The organism is Streptomyces sp. NPDC003697 (assembly GCF_053587115.1).
On sequence record NZ_JBSFNN010000038.1, the window covers coordinates 1 to 20,773 of the forward strand.

Below are 20,773 nucleotides of genomic sequence, written 5' to 3' on the forward strand. Positions count from 1 at the left end.
CCTCGTACTGGATGTACTCGGGCTTCCGGCCGGTGCGGCGAGAGGGCGTGCCGGGCGTCGCGACGGGGCGAACGTTGCCTGCCGCGGCACTAGCGATCGACCGACCGCATCCCCGCCTCGTCGTACCGCTCACCCGACGCCTTGGGCAGCTCCGCGTCGATGCGGGCCAGGTCCTCCTCGGTCAGCGCGATGTCGGCCGCGGCGGCGTTCTGCTCCAGATAGGTGCGCCGCTTGGTGCCCGGGATCGGGACCAGGTCCTCGCCCTGGGCCAGCACCCACGCGATCGCCAGCTGGGCCGGGGTGACGTCCTTCTCCGCGGCGATCTCCTTCACCTTCGCCGCCAGCCGCAGGTTCGCTTCCAGGTGGGCGTCCTGGAAGCGCGGGTTCTCGCGCCGCCAGTCGTTCGCGTCCAAGTCCTCCGGCGAAGTGAACCGCCCGGCGAGGAAGCCGCGCCCCAGCGGCGAGTACGCCACGAAGCCGATGCCCAGCTCCCGGCAGGCGGGCAGCACCTCGGCCTCCACATCCCGCGACCACAGCGAGTACTCGCTCTGCACCGCGGTGATCGGGTGCACGGCGTGGGCGCGCCGGATGGTCTGGGCGCTCGCCTCGCTCAGCCCGATGTACCGCACCTTGCCCTCGGCGACCAGCTCGCCCAGTGCGCCGACCGTCTCCTCGATGGGCACGTTCGGATCGACGCGGTGCTGGTAGTAGAGGTCGACGTGGTCCGTTCCCAGACGTTCCAGGGAACCGTGGACCGAGCTGCGGACGTGCTCGGCAGAGCCGTCCTGCGGGCCGACCGTGCTGATGTCGCCGGGTACGGCGTTGTCCATCCGGTAGTTGAACTTCGTCGCGATCACATATTCCTCGCGATGTCCCCGGACCGCCTCGCCGACCAGCGATTCGTTGGTGAGCGGCCCGTACATCTGCGCGGTGTCGAGAAAATTCACCCCGAGATCGAGGGCGTGGCGGATGGTCGCGATCGCCTCCTCCCGATCCGTCGACCCGTAGAAAGCGGACATGCCCATGCATCCCAGGCCGATGGCCGATACCCGGAGGTCTCGCAGACTTCGTTCCTGCATGCCGTATCCCAGCCCTTCCTGCGCCTTTTCACTGTCCACGCCGCGCGTTGCCCCTCATCCATCTAGCGGCAGAATCCACCGCCCGGCATCCCGTGCGGGGCACCGGCCGATCACCGGCCCCGCGTTCTGCGGCGAGCGCGACGCTACGGCCTGGAGCACACTCCAACGCAAGCCGCGCGCTGGAACGGGGCTGCGGTTCGAAACAGATCGCTGGAAGGTGGCCGGCCTGCTCCGGGCGGCAGGCTCCTGGTCAGGGGCGCGACGGTGTCTTCGCCGGTGCCGCGGTCAGTCGAAGCGGCCCCGGTCGGGGAAGAACGCCGTCGCCACGACCCAGGGAAGAAGGTCGATGGCCGCGAACGCCATCTCGTGGTCGACCGGCGCCGCCCGTCGTTGATGGTCCTGCTCACCACGGCCGCCGCCCCGCACGCCGCCGCTGCGGTGCGCGGCCTCTGCCGCGTCCGCCTGACGTACCTCGCCAATGCCGCTCTCGCCTGCGCCGACTCCGCGTACGGGGGCGAGCTGGTGATCCGGGCGAACGGGCATCTGAACCTCACGATCAGGACCATCGGCCGTCCTGAGACCTCCGGGTGTGGCCTGACCGGCCGCGGCGCCGCCGGGCGGTACACGGCCTGGATGATGGACGCCCGTCGGCGTGCTCGCGACTACGAACGGCTCATTCAGCACTCCGAGACCCTAATCACCCGCGCCTCGATCACCCTGATGACACGCCGTCCCGCCGGTCCGTCCGGAAAGTCCGCCGTCGTCCGGATGCGGCCTGACACCGACCGCTCCCCTCCCCCATGCCGGCGGCCTGCGTCTGCCGCCGCCGTTCCGCAGCCGCGGGGGCCGGGGTTCCGCCGTAGTGGCCACGCCGGGCCGAGACGCTCGTACGGCCGGGTCGATCTGTGAAGATCTCCTGCCGAAGGGGCGGGTTTCCTGCCCAGGTCTTGCGGCGCGGGCTGGTCTGACATAATTACGTGCCTCATGAACCTCTTCGGCCGCCCCCCTTCTCTCCGTCGCGCGATGGCTCCCCCCACCCCGGACACGCAGGAGGGCCCCGTCTTCCCCACCGCGCCGGCGACCTCGGGTGCCGCGGTCCTGCCCGACGCCGCCCTGTCCGCGCTGACCGGGGAGTGGATGATCGATCCCGCGCACAGCAGGATCGGCTTCTCCGTACGGCACGCGATGGTGACGACGGTGCGAGGTGCCTTCCCGAAGTACGAGAGCCGCCTGTACTTCGACGGCCGCAACCCGGCTCGCTCGCGCGCCGACATCGTGATGTACACCGCCAGCGTCGACACCGGCGTGGAGCAGCGCGACGCGCACCTGGTCGGCCGCGACTTCCTGGATGCGGCGCAGTACCCCCGGATGACCTTCGCGAGCACCGGCGTGAGTCTCGTGGGCCAGGACGTCTACCGCATGAACGGCGACCTCACCATCAAGAAGGTCACCCGCCCCGTTGTCCTGGAACTGACCTACATCGGTCATGTGACCGACCCGTTCGGTTACGAGCGTGTCGGCTTCGACGGCACCACCACGATCAACCGCTCCGACTGGGGCCTGACCTACGACGCCAGGCTGGCCCAGGGCGGAGCCATGGTGAGCGAGAAGGTGCGCCTGCAGTTCGACATCGCCGCCATCCGCACCTCCGCCAGGTGAGCAGACCGCGGCCTGCCGGCTGAGACCGGCAGCCGGCCACACCACCCCGAGCAGGCGAACCACCGTGCGGCGGTCCGCCTGCTCCCCCATGCTCGGAGCAAGACCAGCATCACGCGCCGCACGTGCCGGATGGAGGCGTCCTTGAAGGCAACCCTGCGTACAGCCCTGGCCATCGCCGTGGTCTCCGGTGCCCTGTCGGGGACGGCCCCCGGTGCCCTGTCGGCCACGGCACCGGCCACGACGGCGTCCGCCGCCACACCGTTGCGGTATGTCGCGCTGGGCGATTCCTACGCGGCCGCGCCGATGGTGCCGCCGGCCGACCTGGCCGGCGGAGCCTGCCTGCGTTCCCTGGCCGACTATCCCCGCGTCGCCGCCGCGGCCCTCGGCGCGCACCTCACCGACGTCACCTGCTCCTCGGCCACCGTCGGTCATCTGCGCAGCGCCCAGCGCCCCGGCACAGCGGCCCAGTACGCGGCACTCACGCCCACCACCGACATCGTCAGCATCACCATCGGCGGCAACGACACCGGCCTCTTCAGCCAGGCCCTGGCCTGCGTCAACGTTCTGCCCGAGCCGCACGGCACCAGCTGCGCGAAGAAGAACACCGCCGGCGGCGCGGACAAGGTGAAGGCCCGCATCGACGCCTGGGCGCCCGCCCTGGGCACGGTGCTGGACGACATCGCCCGGCGGGCGCCGCACGCCCGGGTCTTCGTCGTCGGCTACGGCAACTACCTGCGCGCCGGGGGCTGTTATCCCCGACAGCCCTTCTGGAAGCAGGACGCCACCTACCTGCAGGGCACGGTCAACCACCTCAACACCGCGATGAGACGGGTCGCCGGACAGCACGGCGCCGTCTTCGTCGACAGCTACGCGCTGGGCGTCGGACACGACAGTTGCGCCGCCCCGGACGACCGCTACGTCGAAGGCGTGGTCCCCGAGCACCTGGCCGCCCCCCTGCACCCCAACGCGGCGGGGGCACGGGCCGTCGGCGCCGCCCTCGCCGCCGCCGTCCGCAGGATCTCGGGCAACCCGTGAGGTCGCCCGTCGGCGGTCCGTCAGGGATGGGATGAGGGACGGGGGTCGGGCTGTCCGGCCATGCCCCGTCCGCTTCACGGGTCAGGAGGCTCAGGTGGCTGAGCTGCGGACCGGTGGCCGGTTCGCTTCCGGGCGCCCGGGTCTCGACGCGCCCTCAACCCGTTGCAGCGAACGGCTGTTGTGAAGATATTGCGTGGGTGGTGCAGGTGCCGTGTACTCTTCGGGGCGAACTGTGACCGGCGCGTTCGCGCCACGGTGCGGGGCCTCTCGTCGGCTCAGGGGGCCGATCACGAGTGGGCTGCACCTGCGCGGCACACCGATGTCACTGCCGGCGCTGCGGTCGGCGCCGCCACCACGCCCTGGGGGGACACATGACGAATCCGTACTCCATACCGCCGCAGCCCACGCCCTCTGTCCGGGCCGCCCCGAAGTGGGCCCGCAAGCGCTATGTGCTGCCCGCGATGGGCCTGGCGTTCTGCCTCGGGATCGGCGCCGGCGCAGGCGACCAGGGGAACGGGAACGACGCGCAGGCCGCGGCCGCCAAGGTGCAGCCGACCGCCACGGTCACCGCGACGGCGACCGCGACGGAGACCGCGACACCTCCGCCCGCACCCACGGTGACGGCGACCAGGACGGTCAAGGTGAAGGTGACCGTCACCGCGAGGGCCGGCACGACGGGCTCCGGCAGCAGCGGTGACGCGTCCGGCGGGTCGTCGGGAGGCGGCTCCAGTTCCTCGGGAGGGTCCGGCAGCGGCGGCGCCAGCGGCTCGAGCGGGTCCGGCAGCTCGGGCGGATCCAGCAGTGCCGGGAACGGCGCCACGGCTCTGTGCAACGACGGCAGCTACTCCTACGCCGCCCACCACCAGGGCGCCTGCTCGCACCACGGAGGCGTGGCCGTCTTCTACCGCTAGGCCGCGGGCCCCGGGCGGCGGCCGGACGGGCCGGCCGGCGGGATGGCCGGCCGGGGTCCGCCCGTTCCCGGCGCGCGGGTCGAGGCGCGCCGGGGTGGTCCCGTGGAACAGCAGGTTCAGCCCTTCAGACCCGACCGGGAGACGCCTTCGATCACCCAGCGCTGGGCCACGACGTACAGCAGCAGGACGGGCAGGCTGGCGATCACCGCTCCCGCCATCAACGGTAGTTGGAGACGAAGTTGCCGCCGGGATAGCGAACGGTGGTGACGCCGAGCTCCCGCACCAGGTCGAGCACGTCGGTCCGGAAGCCGTCCTCGACGGTCTGATCTTCAGTCCGATCGCGGTGGGGCGTGACGAGCTGTCCGAGCGCAGCGACACCACCGCGCTCGTGCTGCTGGGCGAGCGGGTCATCGACGGATCCACCCACCACGTGGCCATCGACAACCAGCGTGCGGCCAGAGAGGTGACCGAGCACCTGCTGTCGCTCGGCCACACCCGTATCGCCGCCATCGGACGGCAGGTGCACCCGAGCGCGAACACCGCTCACCTGCGGCTCGCCGGCTACCGGGAGGCCCTGTCCGCGGCCGGTCTGCCCTACGACGAGGCGCTCGTCCCGCCGACCGGCTCCTACCACCGCTCCGACGGCGCGCGATTGATGGCACAGCTGCTCGCACTTCAGGAGCCGCCGCAGGCGGTCTTCTGCTTCAACGACCTGCTGGCGCTCGGGGCTCAGCGCACCGCGCTCGCCCGGGGCCTGCGCATACCGGGGGACGTGGCCGTCGCCGGGTTCGACGACATCGAGGACGGCCGCTACAGCACACCGACGCTCACCACCGTCTCCCCCGACAAGGAGGAGATCGCCCGGGTGGCGGTGCAGATGCTGGACCAGCAGATCCACGGTCCCCGGTACCGGGGCACACGTGCCGGCGTGCGGGAGGTGACGGCCCGGCACCGGCTTCTGGTGCGGGAGAGCACCGCCGGTCGGTGACTGCGGCCGGTCGCGCCGGTGCGGGGCGGGTGTGCCGCGGATCCGGGGCGGGCACGCGATCGCCGTCCCGGCGTCTGCGCCCGTCCGCGCCGGGCCGAGGCGGCGGACCACGACGCGGCGACGCCGTATCCGACCGGATCACCAGCGGCATGGAGCGTGCAGCCCGGCGCCACGGGTAGGCCCTGCTGATCGCGGCCTCGCTGAAGGGCGGCCAGAAGAGCCTGGTCGCCGGAGGAGCCGACGCTTTCGCGCTGTTCGCCGCTCGGATGGTGAGGTCATGCCCGGGCGGGCGGGACGATGCGCCGCCGACCGAGGTCGTCCAGCAGTTCGAGGAGACGCTCCTCGGTGTCGTAGCAGTCCTGGAATCCCGCCTTGCGGAGCTTGATGGTCGAGCTGACGTTGTCCCACGTCGAGTTCAGGATCATGTCGCCGAACCGCCAGTCGACGAGCTCGGCGTACGGGGTGGGCACCAGACCGTGCTTCTGCACGATCCGGCGCCAGACGGGTTCCTGCGCCGGCATGTGCTGACCGAGGACGATCGTCTTCGGTTCCTCCAAGGGCATGTCGTAGTGGGCGGCCAGCGCACGCCACAGGTGGCTCCAGCGGACGACATCCCCGTTGGTGATGTTGAAGGCCTCGTCGGCGGCGGTCGGCGCGGTGGCGGCCCAGTCGGTCGCGCGGGTGAGGAGCTGGGCGTCCGACATCTGGTAGAGGATCCCGTCGTACGCCTCCAGGGCCCCGGGAAAGCGCAGCGGCAGTCCGAGTTCCTTGGTGACGGCGACATACGCGGCGATCGCCATGAGGAGGTTCATCGGGGTGCCCTGGGCGTACCCCATGACCGCTTCGGGGCGGAAGATGGTGAACCGGAAGCCCATCTCCCCGGCACGGGAGCGCAGCAGGTCTTCCTGGTCGTAGTAGAAGTTCGGGCCGATGAGGCGCGGGTCGTCCTCCTTCGCGGGTGTCTTGAAAGGACCGAGGTGGGAGCCGTAGTACTTCTGTCCCTGGTACAGGGTGACGTGCTTGAGCGGGGCACCGGCCGCGGCGAGGGCGCCGAGGGTGTTGTCGAGCAGCGCGACGTTGAGGGCAACCTGCTCGGCGAGGTCGGTGCGCTCGATGTAGGCGGCGAAGACGAGCCGCGTGGTGTCGGCGGCGGGACGCAGCCCTGCACGCGCCGCCGAGGGGTCCAGCAGGTCGACCGGCAGGTGTTCCCAGCCCGGTGAGGTCTGTGGCGGACGGCGGCTGACGCCGCGGACCTTGATGCCCTTGCGGGCGAAGCCCTCCACCACGCTGCGCCCGATGACGCCTCCGGCGCCGGCGACCAGAACGGAATCGGTGGTCATGCTGAGTCCTTAGTCGTGCAGCAGCGCCGACATCTCGCCGTCGGGGCCGCCGCCCTCGCCCCGCAAGCGCTGGGCGATCTCATGGATGTGGTCGGCCACCACGGGCAGCGTTGCCGTGATGACGGGACGGGACTTGTTCGAGAGCACGTCTTCTCCCTCCGGGTGAGAGCGGCTCCCCGTCGGCTCCCGGTACCCGTCACGGGATGTCCGACACCGGGCATGCCGGGTCCGGTGCCGGGCAGCACACACGAGAGCGGCGCCGAGCAGGGCACAGGCACCTGGCGCGGGGCACATCCGAGCGGGAGGACCTCTTCGTGGACTGGCTGTTCATCGTGAAACCCACGGACGGCGACCCGGACGGCGGCGCCCTGGCCAAGGACCGCATGCTGGGACTCGCCGAGACCGCGCCCCGCCGGGAGTGGTGCCTGTCCAGGTGGCGGCGCATGGCTCCCGGTGACCGCCTGTGGATCTACTTCGCCTCGCCAGTGCGGGAGATCGCCGCGGTCGCGGAGATCGAGGAGGAGCCGTACGAGGTGGCCGGCAGCCCCCGCCAGCCGTGGCGGGTCACGGCGACGCTGAACCCGGCGGCGACCCGCCGGCTGCATCTCGACCCCGTCCCGCTGCACGCCCTGTCCAACCGGCACCCGCAGGGGGTCACCCGGGTGAGGGACGGGGACCTGGGGCTGCTGCTGGAGCACGCGGGCCTGTGAGAGGTCGGCCCCTCGACGACGTCGCCACGGGCCGCCGGTCGGGGTGTTCTGAGCGCACCCCGCCTGTCACGTCTCCGCGCGCGGCACGGACACGGCATGGGGGCCGCCCGTCGCGTCCCCCTCGGACCGGGCAGGCAGGGTGGGTGTGGCGGGTATGGCACCAACTAGGTACCATCGGCCGCATGCCATCTCTGAACGTGTCCTTCTCCGACGAGGAAATGGAAGGCGTCCGCGCGGCCGCCGCCGCCGAGGGCAAGAGCCTGAAGCAGTACCTCCACGATCTCGGCGTGCGGGAGATGCACCGCAAGCGGTTCGTCGCCGGCGCCACCGCGTGGGCCGACAGGCTGCGCGGGGAGTTCGACGAGGCGTTCCCCGAGGAGCTGCCGCCTTCCCGGCGTGGCGATGGGACCGTCGCCGCCTGATGTCTCTGCGCATCGACGTCTCCTGGCTGCTGGATGTCCAGGAGATCGCCCTCGGACTCGAAGACGTGACGGTCACCGACTACTCCGCGCTGGTCGCGGCCGTCGCGCGGCACAAGACGCGGATGCCCACCCTCGAGGCGTCCGACCCGGATCCCGCCTGGCGCGCGGCCGCGCTTCTGCACACCATCGTGCGTCTCGAACCCCTCCCGCACCGCAACAGCCTGTTCGCCGCGTTCGTCGCCGCCCAGTACATGGACCAGTGCGGCGAGGGCATCGACCCGCCCTACGGTGCCCTGTCCGACCTTGTCCGGAAGGTGCGGGACAGCCGGGTGGGCGTGTACGCCGTCGCCGACGCGCTGCGCTCCTGGAAGATCTGAGGCGAAACGGCCCCGGAGGCCCGTCGTCCGCCGCAGGCGGACCGCAGGCCCGGACCGCTACCGGGTCGACGGGCGGCGAACGGCCGCCGCGCCCGGCACGATCGCCGTCGATCCCGGCCGGTCCCGTCCCGGCGCCGGCCGTCGCCTTCGGGTGTTTGGCTGCGCGCCGGCCGGACCACCCGCAAGGCAGCGCGACCTCGACGCGTCCGGCTTCAGCCGAACCAGAAGCGACGTCAGCCACGGGTCGGTACCGCTCCGCTCGGCCCGCTCGGCACGGCCCGCTCGGCACGGCCCGCTCGGCTGGGCTCGGCTGGGCTCGGCTGGGCTCGGCTCGCGACTGACCAGACCAGGGGGAACCACGTCCAGAACCCCGATCGGCCTGGGATCAGCAGCCCGCGGGGACGGGGGCGATCACCACGTGAGCGGGGGACGCGGGAGCGATCCTGCACCGTTCCCCTTCCATCAAAGTCCAACAGCTCCTACCATAATCGCGCACCATTGACGCGTACATGCCGTCAGTACCCGCCTACTGCTGGTCCGGAGGAACGTAACCATGCGTCACCCTCGCACCCGCACCACCTCCCGGAACATCGCCGGCCCCCTCGTCGCCGGCCTGCTGCTGGCGGCGGGACTGGCCGCGCCCGCAGCCGCGGCCTCCGCCGGGAGCACCGCCGCGCCCTCACTGGACGACGGCCTCGCCCTCACCCCTCCCATGGGCTTCAACAACTGGAACTCCACGCACTGCCGCGCCGAATTCGACGAGGACATGGTCAAGGCCATCGCGGACATCTTCGTCGACAAGCACCTCAGGGACGCCGGCTACCAGTACGTCAACCTCGACGACTGCTGGGCACTGCCGCAACGGGACGGCGACGGAAAACTGGTGCCCGATCCGGTCCGGTTCCCCAACGGCATCAAGGCCGTCGCCGACTATGTGCACGCCAAGGGTCTCAAGCTCGGCATCTACAGCAGCGCGGGCACGAAGACGTGCAACAGCGCCGGCTTCCCGGGCGCGCTGGGCCACGAGTACAGCGACGCACGGCAGTTCGCCGACTGGGGTGTGGACTACCTCAAGTACGACAACTGCAACAACCAGGGCGTGGACGCCCAGCAGCGCTACACGACCATGCGCGACGCGCTCGAGGCGACCGGCCGCGCCATCGTCTACAGCATCTGCGAATGGGGGGAGAACAAGCCCTGGCAATGGGCGGCCGACGTCGGCCATCTGTGGCGCACCACCGGGGACATCAGCGACAGCTGGGGTTCGATGCTGTCGATCCTGAAGAAGAACCTGCCGCTCGCCCCGTACGCCGGCCCCGGTCACTGGAACGATCCCGACATGCTGGAGGTCGGCAACGGGGGCATGACGGACACCGAGTACCGCTCGCACTTCTCCATGTGGGCGGTCATGGCCGCTCCCCTGCTCATCGGCACGGACCTGCGCAAGGCGTCCGACGCCACCTTCGACATCCTGGGCAACGAGGAGGTCGTCGCCGTCGACCAGGATCCGCTGGGCAAGCAGGGCACCGTCGTCACCTCCGAGGACGGACGCTGGGTCGTCGCCAAGCAGATGAGGGACGGCAGCCGGGCGGTGGCCCTGTTCAACGAGTCCGGCCAGGCGCAGCGGATCGCCACGACCGCCGCGGCCGTGGGCCTGCCCGGGGCCGCCGCCTACACGTTGCGCGATCTGTGGCAGCACCGCAGCTACAACACCGCGGGCACGATCGCGGCGACGGTACCGGCGCACGGCACCGTCCTCCTGCGCGTCGCCGCCGACGGCAGGTGGGCCTCCCACCCGCCCGCCGTCGAGCTCGGCCTGCGGAGCAGCCCGCTGGTCGAGGCCGGCACCCGGGGCAGGCTCACCACCACCGTGACCGGCCTGGGCCGTACCCCGGCCCTGGGGGTGTCCGTCACACTGCGCGGCCCCGGCGGCTGGAGCGTGGAACCGGCGTCGCCGACGGGCGTGGACGCGCTGCCGACCGACCGGTCCCTGCGCACCACATGGTCGCTCACGGCACCCTCCGGGACTCCGGCGGGATCGTACGACCTGACGCTGCGGGCGCGGTACCGCTCACCGGCCGGAGAGCGCGTCACCCAGGTCCTGCCGCTGACGGCGTCCGTGGTGCCGGCGCCGCCCGAGGGCACCTCCGCGCTCGGTGACCTGCCGTGGCTGTCGGCCACCAACGGCTACGGACCCGTCGAGCGCGACACCAGCAACGGGGAGAGCGCCGCCGGCGACGGTCACCCCATCACCGTAGGCGGGACGGTGTACGGCAAGGGGCTCGGTGTGCACGCGGAGAGCGCCGTGGAGTACTACACCGGCCGGGCCTGCACGACGGTCACCGCGGACGTCGGCGTCGACGACGAGAAGGGCTCCAGGGGCACCGTCGTCTTCGAGATCTGGGCGGACGACACGAAGGCCGCCTCGACCGGTGTGCTGACCAATGCGATGCCCGCCCAGCCGCTCAGGGCGGACGTGACGGGCGCCCGGACCGTCCGGCTCGTCGTCACGGACGGCGGCGACGGCACCGACTCCGACCACGCCGACTGGGCGGACGCCCGGCTGAGCTGCTGAGCCCACCGGCCCGGACCGGCACCCGGCAAGGAGCGGCGCGTTCGACCCGGTCACCTGCTGGAGCTCACCACCCCCCGCTGGTCTCCGTCACCGCCCGGCGCCCGGCGTGATCCGGCCGGACTCGGCCGGTAGGGCCGGTGCGGGCCGGCCCCCGGCCCGCACCGGCGGATGCTCCCCCACTGCGGCCACCGCGCCGGCTCCTGGGTAGCAGCGCGTACGTGGGCCGGGTCCTCGACGCGCTCGCGCCTCGGTCCCACCGGTGACGAACATCGGCGTTTTGGCCATCCAGCTGCATCTCGATTCCGGCTCGCCGGTTCGTCGGACGCACCGGTGCCCGCGCCCCCGAGCGTGTCCACACGTGTCTCGGGCAGGCCCCGTGATCCGGCGTCGTGGCCGGTCGGACCCCGGTCCCCGTCCGGCCGCCGGGATCCGGCCGGCGACCGGGGCGAGCGGTCGGCTGAGGGGTACCCCGGGGCGACCACCGGACGTCTCACCATGTGGTCGGCGCTTTTCGGAAAGTAAGACGCCTGCGATCGTTGCCCTGCCCGTACGGTTCGCACGGTCTTTCGGCGAGGGGGACGTATGCGGAGGTCCGGGCCCTCGGCGACCGATTCCACCTCGCGCGAAAGACCGAGCAATGCCCGCACAAGCCACCGGCTCAGCCCAGACACCCGTCAATCCGCGCTCCCGCGTCCTCATCGCCAGCCTCATCGGCACGACGATCGAGTTCTACGACTTCTACATCTACGCGACCGCCGCGGTGCTGGTCTTCCCCTCCCTCTTCTTCCCCGGTGGTGACCCGACCACGGCGCTGCTGTCGTCGTTCGCGGTCTTCGGCGCCGCGATGGTCGCCCGCCCGATCGGGGCCGTCTTCTTCGGACACCTCGGCGACCGGCTGGGCCGCAAGCGGACGCTGGTGGTCTCGCTGCTGACCATGGGCATCGCCACGTTCCTCATCGGTGTTCTGCCCACCTACGTGCAGGCCGGCTGGATCGCCACCGCACTGCTCGTGCTGATGCGGCTCGCGCAGGGCTTCGCCCTCGGCGGCGAGTGGAGCGGTGCCGCGCTGGTCGCGACGGAGAACGCTCCCAACGGCAAGCGCGCCCTCTACGGCACGTTCCCCCAGCTGGGCGCCCCGCTCGGCTTCATCATCGGCAACGGCCTGTTCCTGATCATCGGGGCGGTGCTGCCGTCCACGGCGGGCGCCGACCCCACGCAGCCCTCCGACGCCTTCGTCAGCTGGGGCTGGCGCATCCCGTTCCTGTTCTCCGCCGTGATGGTCGCCATCGGCCTGTGGGTGCGGTCGCGGCTCGTCGAGTCCGAGGTCTTCTCCAAGACCCGCGAAGCGGGGAAGGTGCAGAAGCTGCCGCTGGCGACCGTGGTCCGCGGCCACTGGAGGCAGCTGATCCTCGGCACGTTCATCATGCTGGCGACGTACGTGCTCTTCTACCTGATGACCACGTTCTCGCTGAGCTACGGACGCACCGCCAAGGACGCCGCCGTGCCCGGCCTGGGATACAGCTACACCACCTTCGTCCTCATGCTGATCTTCGGCGTGCTGTTCTTCGCCGCGTTCACCCTCATCTCCGGGCCACTCGCCGACAAGTACGGACGGCGCACCACCCTGGTCTGGATCACCGCCGCCATCCTGGTCTTCGGACTGGTCTGGGTGCCCCTGATCGGTCTGGGCACCCTCGGCGTGGTGCTGTGGCTCGTGCTCGGCTTCGCGCTGATGGGCATGACGTTCGGCCCGATGGGCGCGCTGCTGCCCGAGCTGTTCCCGACGAGCGTGCGCTACACCGGGTCCGGCATCTCCTACAACGTCAGCTCGATCCTCGGCGCGGCCGTCGCCCCGTTCATCGCGGTGGCGCTGTGGCAGGCCGGCGACGGCTCGCCGTGGCTGGTGGGCGTCTACCTCTCCGCCATGGCGGCGCTGACGCTGACCGCGCTGCTCCTCGGCAAGGAGACCAAGGACATCTCCCTGGACGACGGCGAGCACGCCTCCGCCGACGGCGAGCACGCCGCGGTCGCCTCCTCCGCCGTGTGATCCGGCCGGCGTCCACCGTCACCGGACACGTGGTCAGGGGCAGCGCCCGGGTGGCCGCAGCGGCGTGGGCCCCGCCTCTGCCGCCGCGGTCTCAGCCGGGCGCCGCATCGGGGCGGCGCGGACGCAACTGCGGGTCCGTCACCCCGCCGGGGGAGGCCAGCGACTCGATGTCCCATCCGGCGCGCCCGGCACCGGCCCGGTACGCGCTGTCGTAGAAGGCGAGCACGGCGGCACGCGGGTCGGTCTCGGCACGGGCCTCCTCGTACGGCAGTACGGCCAGATGGCTGCCGCGCCGGGCGGCCCAGTGCGCCGCCGCCGGCCGGAGCGGCTCCTCGGCCAGCCCGGCGGGCTCCGGAGCGGTGTAGGAGTAGAACGCGGGCTCGGGGAAGGTGTCGTCCCCGAACCAGAAACCGGAGCTGATCACCTCCCAGGAGTAGGCCTCCCGGGTGACCGGGTCGATCTCCTCGGGCTGCTCGACGCGCCGTCCGGAGAACCGGCTGTGGGCGATGTCGAAGGTGTGCCAGAAGTGGTGGACTGGGCTGACCTTCCCCGCATAGCCCGCGGCGAACTCCTCCAGTACGGACGCCACCTGGCTGAGGACCCGCCAGTAGCGGCCCGCCTGCGCCGGATCATAGGTCGCGTGCTCGGTGTCCTCGGCGAACGGCCGGCCGGAGTCGGGCAGGTCGAAGGGCCGGTCCAGGTCGATGTGCGCCCGGACGCCCAGCGCGGCGAGCGCGCGCATGACCGCGTCGTGGAAGGACGCCACGGACTGGCCGGTCAGGGGCAGGGACATCTGCCGGCCGTCCAGGCTCGAGACGAGCAGCTGGTGCGCGACGAAGTCGAAGTCGATCGTGAAGATCGGATGTCCGTCGGCCAGTCCCGTCGGGCGGGTGGTGATGCCCCGCCCGGTGAGGTGGAAGGGGACGTTCCACCAGTGGTTGCGCCGGGCGCTGGCGGCGAGTCGCACCTTGCCGACGACTTGCGCGAAGCGGTGGACCGTCTCTTTGGTGTCGCGCCACTCGGCGAGCGGGACCGGCGGGAACAGCTCCATGGTCATCACCCTTCCCTGCCGTCCGGCAGCGCTGACGGCCGGACGGAGCCTGGCTGACCATGATGGCCACGCCGGACGGGCGCGGCATCTCGTGCGTCCCGCAGGCGCGTCGGAGCACCCGCGGCCCGGCCCGCGGCCCGGCGCCCACCGTGGGGTGCCGGCCGTGGGGTGCCGGCTGAACCGGGTTCGACCGGCTGGACCTCCACTGTGGATGAGGCGTCCACCCGCACCGCACGTCTCCGGGCACAGGGTCGACTCTGGGCGCTCGGCGGCTCTAGGCCCCCACGGTCCCCATCGTGAACTCTGTTCATCGACATGGACTAATGGCTTGATCGGAGCGCTTGATGAGTGGAAGACCCCGTGTGGCCGTCCTCGTGGCCGCGGCGGCGACCTTCGCCGCCGTACTCGTCCCCTCCGCCTCCGCACACACGGCCCCGAAGGTCCCCGACACCGCCGTCCTGGACGGTGCCCGGCTGCGGCAGACCAGGCTGCGCCTGGACCACGGCGACCCCCGGCTGCGGCGTTCGGTCAAGCAGCTGACCACCCGGGCCGACGCCTGGCTGGACCAGGGCCCCTGGACGGTCGCCGACAAGCCGAGGCCGGCGCCGGGCGGCGACGTGCACGACCACCTGAGCGAGGCCCCCTACTGGTGGCCCAGCACCGCGCCGACACCGGCGACCGGGACCTGGCCCGGCGTACGGTGCTCGACGCCCGCGCCCGGCCCATCGAGCCGCAGATCGCCGGCGACGGCGGTCAGCCGCAGGAACTGGCGCGCACCCGCAGCTGGCACTACTCGACCTTCGACCTGGTCGCCTACACCCGGCTCGCCGCGATCGGCAGGCACGTGGGCGTGAACCTGTGGGCCTACCGGGGGCCGGACGGGCAGAGCCTGTTCAGGGCGGTCGGCTACCTGCTGCCGGCCGCCACCGGCGCCTCCGCCTGGCCGCACCCCGAGCTGGAGTTCCACCGGTACGCGGCGACCGACGTGGTGCACGCGGCGGCTGACGCGGGGGACACGGCGGCCGAGGCGGCCGAGCCGAAGCTGCAGGCGCCGCCCGGCGGTGATCTGTGGGCCCTGCGCCCGGCTGCGGAGCAGCTGGACTCGATCGCGGGCTGACCCGTGGCCTGCCGGCGGGGCGGCCCGTCCGCCGGAGAGCGGGCAAGACGATTGACGCGTCGTCACCCCCGCCCGGAAGCACCGCCGGCGACCGCTCGGGCCCGGCCGCGCGCGGGTCGGCCGGCCCGGATGTGTCCGGGCCGGCCGGTTCACCGCGGCCGGGTCAGCAGAGGGGGACGCCGGGGAGCTGTGCCGCGGGGTTGTCGATGTAGATGTTGCTGATGAAGCCGTTCTGGTCGCGCAGCTTGCTCCACCAGTTGTTGGTGTAGCCCTCCGCGTTCACGGTGTCGCCCTGCTTCTGGCACAGGACCCGGACGCTCGTGGGTCCGCCGAGCGTGGTGACCACCGGCGCGCTGAGGTAGGCGTCGCTGCGCACCCGCACGCCGCTGCCCCAGGTCATGAACGGCACGCCCGCGCCGCCGCAGCCGTTGTCGCTGCTCAGGAAGTACTGGTTGTAGCTGCCGGGGTAGGCCAGCGCGACACCGTTGATGACGATGTCCTGACCGACGCCGTTGTAGAGCTGTTCGTAGTGGATGTGCGGGCCGGTGGAGTTGCCGGTGCTTCCGGTGGTCCCGATCTGCTGGCCCTGCTCGACGTGCGCGCCGTCGGGAACGCTGTAGGCGGACAGGTGGAAGTAGTAGGTGCGCCAGCCGCCGCCGTGCTCGATGGCTATGTAGTTGCCCGCGCCGCTCGCCTGGTAGTACCGGTAGGCGGTGCCGGCGGCGGAGGCGAGGACCGGGGTGCCGTTGGTGGTGCCGCCGTCGGCGCGGACGAAGTCCAGCGCGCGGCGCACCTCGGCCGAGTGGTGGCTGTAGGTCCACTTCTGGCCGCACGGGTAGGGGGCCTTGAAGTTCGGCGCCGCCGCCACCGTGGTCCCGGTGGTGGCGGCGCCAGCCGACTGCACCGGGAGGAGCAGCAGGCCGGCCAGTGCGATCAGGGCGGTCACCGCTGGGGTCCAGAGGCGTCTGAGGGGCATCGCGCATCGCTCCTTCGTGGGGAAAGCAGCTGGGGACGCCGGCGTCCGGGCGGACGGCGGGCCGGGGCACAAGGTAGGGACGGGGCTGGTGCGGCACAAGAAGCGGGCGGTGCCTTTCGTTCAGAACGCAATGTCTTGCCCATGACAAGTCCAACGGGCCACCATGCGTGACCGGGGTGCGGTCGACTCGCGCCACTGCGGGTCTCGTTGGCACGGCGGACGGAGTGGGCAACGATGCAGCAGGCACGCCCGGAACACCGGGACTCAGCGCGCACGCGACAGCAGGTCCCGGGACACCCGGAGGGTCGGCCGGCGGCGGTCACGGCCGGCCGCGACCCGCGACCCGGGCGTTCCCCCGCGGCGTCCGGCCCTTCCGCCGACCGGCAGTCGGTACGGCCGTCCCACCGCTCCCGGCGCCGTGTCCGGCACGGCGCCGGCCGACTCGTGACCCTCGCCGTCGCCCTGGGCGTGCTGGGCGCGCTGATGGCGGTGCCGGCCCTGGCCGCCTCGCCCCGGCCGTCGCCGGGCCCGGACGTCCCCGCGGGCGTCACCGCCGGCGTCGCCGTCTTCGACCGCTCCACCGGCCGGTTCACCGAACTGCTCGACGAGGACCGGCAGTTCCGGTCGGCGTCGGTCGTGAAGCTGCTCCTGGCCCTCGACGTCCTGTGGGACCTCGGGCCCGGCTACCAGGTCCCGGCCGAGGACCGGGCCCGTCTGGAGGCCATGCTGCGCAGCAGTGACGACGGCGAGGCGAGCCACTACTGGTCGCAGCGGGGCGGCAGCCGGATCGTCGAACGGATGGCCGCCCGGCTGGGACTGACCGGCACCGCTCCCCCGCCCGCCAGCCACCCCGGCTTCTGGGGGTACACCGCCGTCACCGCGTCGGACACCGTGCGGATCTACCGCTACGTCCTCGACCGTGCTCCCGCCCCCGTACGGGACCTCGTCATGGGGGCTCTGCACCGCTCGACCCGGTGCGCCAACGACGGCTACGACCAGTACTTCGGCATCCCGTCGGCGTTCACCGGCCCCTGGGCGGTCAAGCAGGGGTGGTCCGGCTTCACCTCCGGCGGCTGCACCGCGGACGCGGGCACACCGGCGCCCGTTGCCACCCCGGCCGGCGCGGACTCCGCCCACGGCGCCCGGCCGCCCGGGGCCGCCACCGGCCGCGCCACCGTCGCCGCCACCGGCGGAGTCGATCTGGTCAGTGAGGCCCTGCACTCCACCGGCACCGTCGGCGCGGACGACCGGTCCATCGTGGCCGTGCTCACCCTGCACCCCGACGGCACGCCGTACGGAACCGCGTACTCCCGGCTCACCCGCCTGGTCGACTCGCTCGACGTGCCCGGCGCCCAGCGCCCCTCCGGAGTCCGCTTCGCCACTCTCGGCTCGGGAGTGCGCGTCCGCGCCGGCGCCACGACCGGCTCGGCCGTCGTCACGACGCTGCCGGCCGGCGTGGAGGTCCTGGTCACCTGTCAGAAGCAGGGACAGCGGATCACGGACGCCACCCGCGCCAGCGACTGGTGGGCCCATCTCCCCCAGTACGGCGGCTATCTGACGAACGTCTACGTCGACACCCCCGGAGACCGTCTGCCCGGCGTCCCCGTGTGCTGACGAGCGCCCTGGCCACTGCCCCGCCGCACCCCTGCCCGGGCACGAGCACAGGGCCCGTCGCCGGGACCTCCCCTCCCGGCACCGGGCCGCACACCGCGGCGGCCTTCCCTCAGATGTCCGACGACGGCTCCCCGCGATGCCGTCCCACCCCTCACCCGAGAAACGGAGCAGCCCCCACATGCCCCCCGGACCTCCCCTCAGACGCCTGCGGGCCGCCCTCCTCGGGCTGGCCCTGGCCACCGGCCTCGCCCTGACCGCTCAGCCGGCCACCGCGGCGGCCCCCTCCCCGCCGGCCACGCCGGCCGCGACCTCCCTCAACGAAGCCTTCGCGCGGGCGGCGTCCGCCTACGACGTACCCCGCGATCTGCTGGTGGCCGTCGCCTACGCCGAGACGCGCCTCGACGACCACCACGGACTGCCCAGCCAGGACAACGGCTTCGGGATGATGCACCTGGTCAGCAATCCCACCCGGCACACGCTCGAACAGGCCGCCCGGCTCACCACCGCCACGGCCACCCGGCTGAAGCACGACCCCGCGGCGAACATCCGCGGCGGGGCCGCCGTCCTGCGCGCCATGGCCGACGAGTCGGGCCTCCGCGCCGCCGGCCGGCACCGGCTCGACGACTGGTACCAGGTCGCCGCCCGCTACGGCGCGCCCGGCAGCGACACGGCGGGCCGCCTGTACGCGGACGCGGTCTACGACGTCCTCGAACAGGGCGTCCGCGCCCACGTGTCCGGCGGCGAGGAGGTCCGCGTCGCCCCGCACCGGGTGGACCCCCGGCGCGGGAAGTACGCCGAGGCCGCACCGGAGGAACTCGCCGCCGCCGCCGACTATCCGTCGGCCCTGTGGTCACCGGCCTACGCCGGCAACTACGCAACCGGCCGCAGCTCGGCCATCACCACGGTGGTCGTGCACGTCACGCAGGGCTCCTACGCCGGCACCATCAACTGGTTCAAGGACCCGGCGGCGGAGGTCAGCGCGCACTACGTGGTCCGCTCCTCCGACGGCCAGGTCACCCAGACGGTGCGGGAACGCGACACCGCCTGGCACGCCCGCTCGGCCAACGCCTACTCCGTGGGCATCGAGCACGAGGGCTACATCAGCACGCCGTTCTGGTTCACCGACAGCATGTACCGGTCCTCGGCCGCGCTGACCCGGTACCTCACCGACAAGTACGGCATCCCCAAGGACCGTACGCACATCGTCGGCCACAGCGAGGTGCCCGGCAACGACCACACCGACCCCGGCCCGTACTGGGACTGGTCGTACTACATGAGCCTCGTCCGCGGGGAGGACGGCGGCACCACCACGCCGTTCCCGACCTGGGGGACGGACGTGAGCATCCGTCAGCAGGCGACCACCACGTCCACCCGCGTCGCCACCCTGCCCGGCCCGACCACGGTGCGCGTCAAGTGCCAGGTCCACGGCCAGCTCGTCACCTACGACGGCCACAGCAACGACGCCTGGTCCTACCTGCCCGACTACGGCGGCTACATCTCCAACATCTTCATCGACGTCCCCGACGCCTGGCTCCCGGGAGTACCCACATGCTGAACCACCTGTCCCCCCACAAGAGGCCCGCCCCGCGCGGCAGATCCCTCCTGCTCCGCGGCACCCTCGGCCTCCTCGCCCTGGCCGGTACGGCGCTCGGCACGGCCCCGGCCGCCGACGCCGCGGACGCGCCGCACGCCGCCACCGGCGTGGTCTCCTGGCGGGCCGACCTGTCCCACCCCGGCTCGGACGACGTCAACGTCCGCTACGGCGACGGCGCGTTGCGCGTACGCGACGGTTCGCTCAGCCCGGCGTCGCTGGGCCAGGACCGCGGTTACGCGTCGGCCGTGCTGGAGTCGCACCACGTGAGCCGGCCGGTGAACCGGGTCACCGTGGACCTCGACGCCGCGGTGCCCGGCGGGACGAGCGTGGCGGTGGACGTGCGCGGCCGGGCCGCCGACGGCACCTGGACGGAGTGGCGGCAGGCGACGGCGGGCGCTCCCGCCGAACTGCCCCGGCCCGTGGAGGACGTACAGGCCCGGCTGACCCTGTGGAGCGCCCAGGACGGCACCACACCGGCCGTGGAGGAACTGACGCTGAGCGCGGACGACGGGGGAACCGCCGCCGCCCGGCCGCTGGCGGCGGCCTCGGCCTTCTCGGCCCGTGTCTTCGCCACCCGCGAGGGGCTCGTCGGCGGCACGACCGCCAACGGCCATGTCATACGCAGCAACGACCACTTCGTGGCCCTGCCCTCGCGGCGTGCCCTGTCGCCCAACGGCAGCGGCCAGTACTCGGTGCAGGTGTGCGGGCCGGCGCGCTGCGAGACCGCGCCCGTCTGGGACGTGGGCCCCTGGAACACGCACGACGACTACTGGAACCCCTCCACGCAGCGGGAGCAGTGGAAGGACCTCGCCCGGGGAGTGCCCGAAGCGCAGGCCGCCTACCAGAACGGGTACAACGGCGGACGGGACGAGTTCGGTCGCCAGGTCGCCAACCCGGCCGGCATCGACCTGGCCGACGGCACCTTCTACAACATCGGCCTCAACAACAACGGTTACGTGACCGTCACCTACCTGTGGACCGACGGCGGCGGCGACACCAAGTCCTTCCCGACCTGGGGGACGGACGTGAGCATCCGTCAGCAGGCGACCACCACGTCCGCCCGTGTGGCCACCCTGCCCGGCCCGACCACGGTGCGCGTCAAGTGCCAGGTCCACGGCCAGCTCGTCAACTACGACGGCTACAGCAACGACGCCTGGTCCTACCTGCCCGACTACGGCGGCTACATCTCCAACATCTTCATCGACGTCCCCGACGCCTGGCTCCCGGGCGTGCCGACCTGCTGAGCCGGTCGCGGCGGGCGGATGCCTCGCATCCGCC

18 protein-coding genes and 1 pseudogene are annotated in these 20,773 nt (G+C 72.3%); 13 read left to right on the forward strand and 6 right to left on the reverse strand.

Annotated features, from left to right (window positions below; genetic code table 11):
* Positions 1 to 89: 89 nt before the first annotated feature.
* Positions 90 to 1,079 (reverse strand): aldo/keto reductase, encoded by a 990-nt coding sequence (locus tag ACWDNY_RS17070; RefSeq protein WP_451646599.1) that lies wholly within the window; start codon positions 1,077 to 1,079, stop codon positions 90 to 92.
* Positions 1,080 to 1,364: 285 nt separating this feature from the next.
* The gene (locus ACWDNY_RS17075; RefSeq protein ID WP_451646550.1) at positions 1,365 to 1,622 is read right to left on the reverse strand and encodes a hypothetical protein; all 258 of its coding nucleotides are present in this window, start codon (positions 1,620 to 1,622) and stop codon (positions 1,365 to 1,367) included.
* 441 nt (positions 1,623 to 2,063) lie between these two features.
* On the opposite strand from ACWDNY_RS17075, the gene ACWDNY_RS17080 reads away from it, so the two are divergent.
* The 4 genes from ACWDNY_RS17080 (at position 2,064) to ACWDNY_RS17095 (ending at position 5,672) form a co-directional block, all read left to right on the forward strand.
* Positions 2,064 to 2,738, forward strand: coding sequence for a YceI family protein (locus ACWDNY_RS17080; RefSeq protein ID WP_451646551.1), 675 nt, complete (start codon positions 2,064 to 2,066; stop codon positions 2,736 to 2,738).
* Between the two features lie 141 nt (positions 2,739 to 2,879).
* The gene (locus ACWDNY_RS17085) at positions 2,880 to 3,773 is read left to right on the forward strand and encodes an SGNH/GDSL hydrolase family protein (RefSeq protein WP_451646552.1); all 894 of its coding nucleotides are present in this window, start codon (positions 2,880 to 2,882) and stop codon (positions 3,771 to 3,773) included.
* 371 nt (positions 3,774 to 4,144) lie between these two features.
* A complete protein-coding gene (locus tag ACWDNY_RS17090; protein WP_451646553.1) occupies positions 4,145 to 4,684 on the forward strand; it encodes a DUF3761 domain-containing protein in 540 nt (179 codons plus the stop codon).
* A gap of 343 nt (positions 4,685 to 5,027) precedes the next feature.
* Positions 5,028 to 5,672 carry a LacI family DNA-binding transcriptional regulator gene (locus tag ACWDNY_RS17095; protein ID WP_451646554.1) on the forward strand — a complete coding sequence of 215 codons (645 nt, stop codon included), beginning with the start codon at positions 5,028 to 5,030 and terminating at the stop codon, positions 5,670 to 5,672.
* 275 nt (positions 5,673 to 5,947) lie between these two features.
* On the opposite strand, the gene ACWDNY_RS17100 is transcribed toward ACWDNY_RS17095, so the two are convergent.
* Positions 5,948 to 7,012 carry an SDR family oxidoreductase gene (locus tag ACWDNY_RS17100; RefSeq protein ID WP_451646555.1) on the reverse strand — a complete coding sequence of 355 codons (1,065 nt, stop codon included), beginning with the start codon at positions 7,010 to 7,012 and terminating at the stop codon, positions 5,948 to 5,950.
* A 9-nt stretch (positions 7,013 to 7,021) separates the two neighbouring features.
* Positions 7,022 to 7,159, reverse strand: coding sequence for a hypothetical protein (locus ACWDNY_RS17105; protein WP_451646556.1), 138 nt, complete (start codon positions 7,157 to 7,159; stop codon positions 7,022 to 7,024).
* 167 nt (positions 7,160 to 7,326) lie between these two features.
* On the opposite strand from ACWDNY_RS17105, the gene ACWDNY_RS17110 reads away from it, so the two are divergent.
* From ACWDNY_RS17110 to ACWDNY_RS17130, 5 genes are all read left to right on the forward strand, one after another.
* Positions 7,327 to 7,722 carry a hypothetical protein gene (locus ACWDNY_RS17110; RefSeq protein ID WP_451646558.1) on the forward strand — a complete coding sequence of 132 codons (396 nt, stop codon included), beginning with the start codon at positions 7,327 to 7,329 and terminating at the stop codon, positions 7,720 to 7,722.
* Positions 7,723 to 7,904: 182 nt separating this feature from the next.
* On the forward strand, positions 7,905 to 8,144 hold the full coding sequence (locus ACWDNY_RS17115; protein ID WP_451646559.1) for a hypothetical protein: 240 nt from the start codon (positions 7,905 to 7,907) through the stop codon (positions 8,142 to 8,144).
* The gene (locus ACWDNY_RS17120; protein WP_451646560.1) at positions 8,144 to 8,521 is read left to right on the forward strand and encodes a toxin Doc; all 378 of its coding nucleotides are present in this window, start codon (positions 8,144 to 8,146) and stop codon (positions 8,519 to 8,521) included. Before ACWDNY_RS17115 ends, ACWDNY_RS17120 begins: the two co-directional genes overlap by 1 nt.
* Before the next feature lie 553 nt (positions 8,522 to 9,074).
* Positions 9,075 to 11,096, forward strand: a complete 2,022-nt coding sequence (locus ACWDNY_RS17125) for an NPCBM/NEW2 domain-containing protein (protein WP_451646561.1) — start codon at positions 9,075 to 9,077, stop codon at positions 11,094 to 11,096.
* Positions 11,097 to 11,733: 637 nt separating this feature from the next.
* A complete protein-coding gene (locus ACWDNY_RS17130) occupies positions 11,734 to 13,143 on the forward strand; it encodes an MFS transporter (RefSeq protein WP_451646562.1) in 1,410 nt (469 codons plus the stop codon).
* 91 nt (positions 13,144 to 13,234) lie between these two features.
* Here the strand turns inward: ACWDNY_RS17130 and ACWDNY_RS17135 are convergent, their stop codons facing one another.
* Entirely contained in the window at positions 13,235 to 14,194 is a 960-nt protein-coding gene (locus ACWDNY_RS17135; RefSeq protein WP_451646600.1) for a DUF5996 family protein, read from the reverse strand.
* Positions 14,195 to 14,538: 344 nt separating this feature from the next.
* On the opposite strand from ACWDNY_RS17135, the pseudogene ACWDNY_RS17140 reads away from it, so the two are divergent.
* Positions 14,539 to 15,311 (forward strand): annotated as a pseudogene (locus ACWDNY_RS17140) (alginate lyase family protein).
* Positions 15,312 to 15,474: 163 nt separating this feature from the next.
* On the opposite strand, the gene ACWDNY_RS17145 reads toward ACWDNY_RS17140, so the two are convergent.
* Complete coding sequence (locus ACWDNY_RS17145) at positions 15,475 to 16,287, reverse strand: M23 family metallopeptidase (protein WP_451646563.1); 813 nt, start codon at positions 16,285 to 16,287, stop codon at positions 15,475 to 15,477.
* Between the two features lie 444 nt (positions 16,288 to 16,731).
* Here ACWDNY_RS17145 and ACWDNY_RS17150 point away from each other — a divergent pair, with 444 nt between their 5' ends.
* The 3 genes from ACWDNY_RS17150 (at position 16,732) to ACWDNY_RS17160 (ending at position 20,739) form a co-directional block, all read left to right on the forward strand.
* Complete coding sequence (locus tag ACWDNY_RS17150) at positions 16,732 to 17,901, forward strand: SH3 domain-containing protein (RefSeq protein WP_451646564.1); 1,170 nt, start codon at positions 16,732 to 16,734, stop codon at positions 17,899 to 17,901.
* Between the two features lie 178 nt (positions 17,902 to 18,079).
* On the forward strand, positions 18,080 to 19,456 hold the full coding sequence (locus ACWDNY_RS17155) for an N-acetylmuramoyl-L-alanine amidase (protein WP_451646565.1): 1,377 nt from the start codon (positions 18,080 to 18,082) through the stop codon (positions 19,454 to 19,456).
* Complete coding sequence (locus tag ACWDNY_RS17160) at positions 19,450 to 20,739, forward strand: hypothetical protein (protein ID WP_451646566.1); 1,290 nt, start codon at positions 19,450 to 19,452, stop codon at positions 20,737 to 20,739. Before ACWDNY_RS17155 ends, ACWDNY_RS17160 begins: the two co-directional genes overlap by 7 nt.
* Positions 20,740 to 20,773: the final 34 nt, after the last annotated feature.

Bases quoted from the DNA above. Each gene is read 5' to 3' on its own strand.
- ACWDNY_RS17160 (WP_451646566.1), top strand. From the start codon at position 19,450: ATGCTGAACCACCTGTCCCCCCACAAGAGGCCCGCCCCGCGCGGCAGA.
- ACWDNY_RS17135 (WP_451646600.1), bottom strand. From the start codon at position 14,194: ATGGAGCTGTTCCCGCCGGTCCCGCTCGCCGAGTGGCGCGACACCAAA.
- ACWDNY_RS17115 (WP_451646559.1), top strand. From the start codon at position 7,905: ATGCCATCTCTGAACGTGTCCTTCTCCGACGAGGAAATGGAAGGCGTC.
- ACWDNY_RS17075 (WP_451646550.1), bottom strand. From the start codon at position 1,622: ATGCCCGTTCGCCCGGATCACCAGCTCGCCCCCGTACGCGGAGTCGGC.
- ACWDNY_RS17090 (WP_451646553.1), top strand. From the start codon at position 4,145: ATGACGAATCCGTACTCCATACCGCCGCAGCCCACGCCCTCTGTCCGG.
- ACWDNY_RS17130 (WP_451646562.1), top strand. From the start codon at position 11,734: ATGCCCGCACAAGCCACCGGCTCAGCCCAGACACCCGTCAATCCGCGC.
- ACWDNY_RS17125 (WP_451646561.1), top strand. From the start codon at position 9,075: ATGCGTCACCCTCGCACCCGCACCACCTCCCGGAACATCGCCGGCCCC.
- ACWDNY_RS17070 (WP_451646599.1), bottom strand. From the start codon at position 1,079: ATGCAGGAACGAAGTCTGCGAGACCTCCGGGTATCGGCCATCGGCCTG.
- ACWDNY_RS17155 (WP_451646565.1), top strand. From the start codon at position 18,080: ATGCCCCCCGGACCTCCCCTCAGACGCCTGCGGGCCGCCCTCCTCGGG.
- ACWDNY_RS17080 (WP_451646551.1), top strand. From the start codon at position 2,064: ATGAACCTCTTCGGCCGCCCCCCTTCTCTCCGTCGCGCGATGGCTCCC.
- ACWDNY_RS17120 (WP_451646560.1), top strand. From the start codon at position 8,144: ATGTCTCTGCGCATCGACGTCTCCTGGCTGCTGGATGTCCAGGAGATC.
- ACWDNY_RS17145 (WP_451646563.1), bottom strand. From the start codon at position 16,287: ATGCCCCTCAGACGCCTCTGGACCCCAGCGGTGACCGCCCTGATCGCA.
- ACWDNY_RS17100 (WP_451646555.1), bottom strand. From the start codon at position 7,012: ATGACCACCGATTCCGTTCTGGTCGCCGGCGCCGGAGGCGTCATCGGG.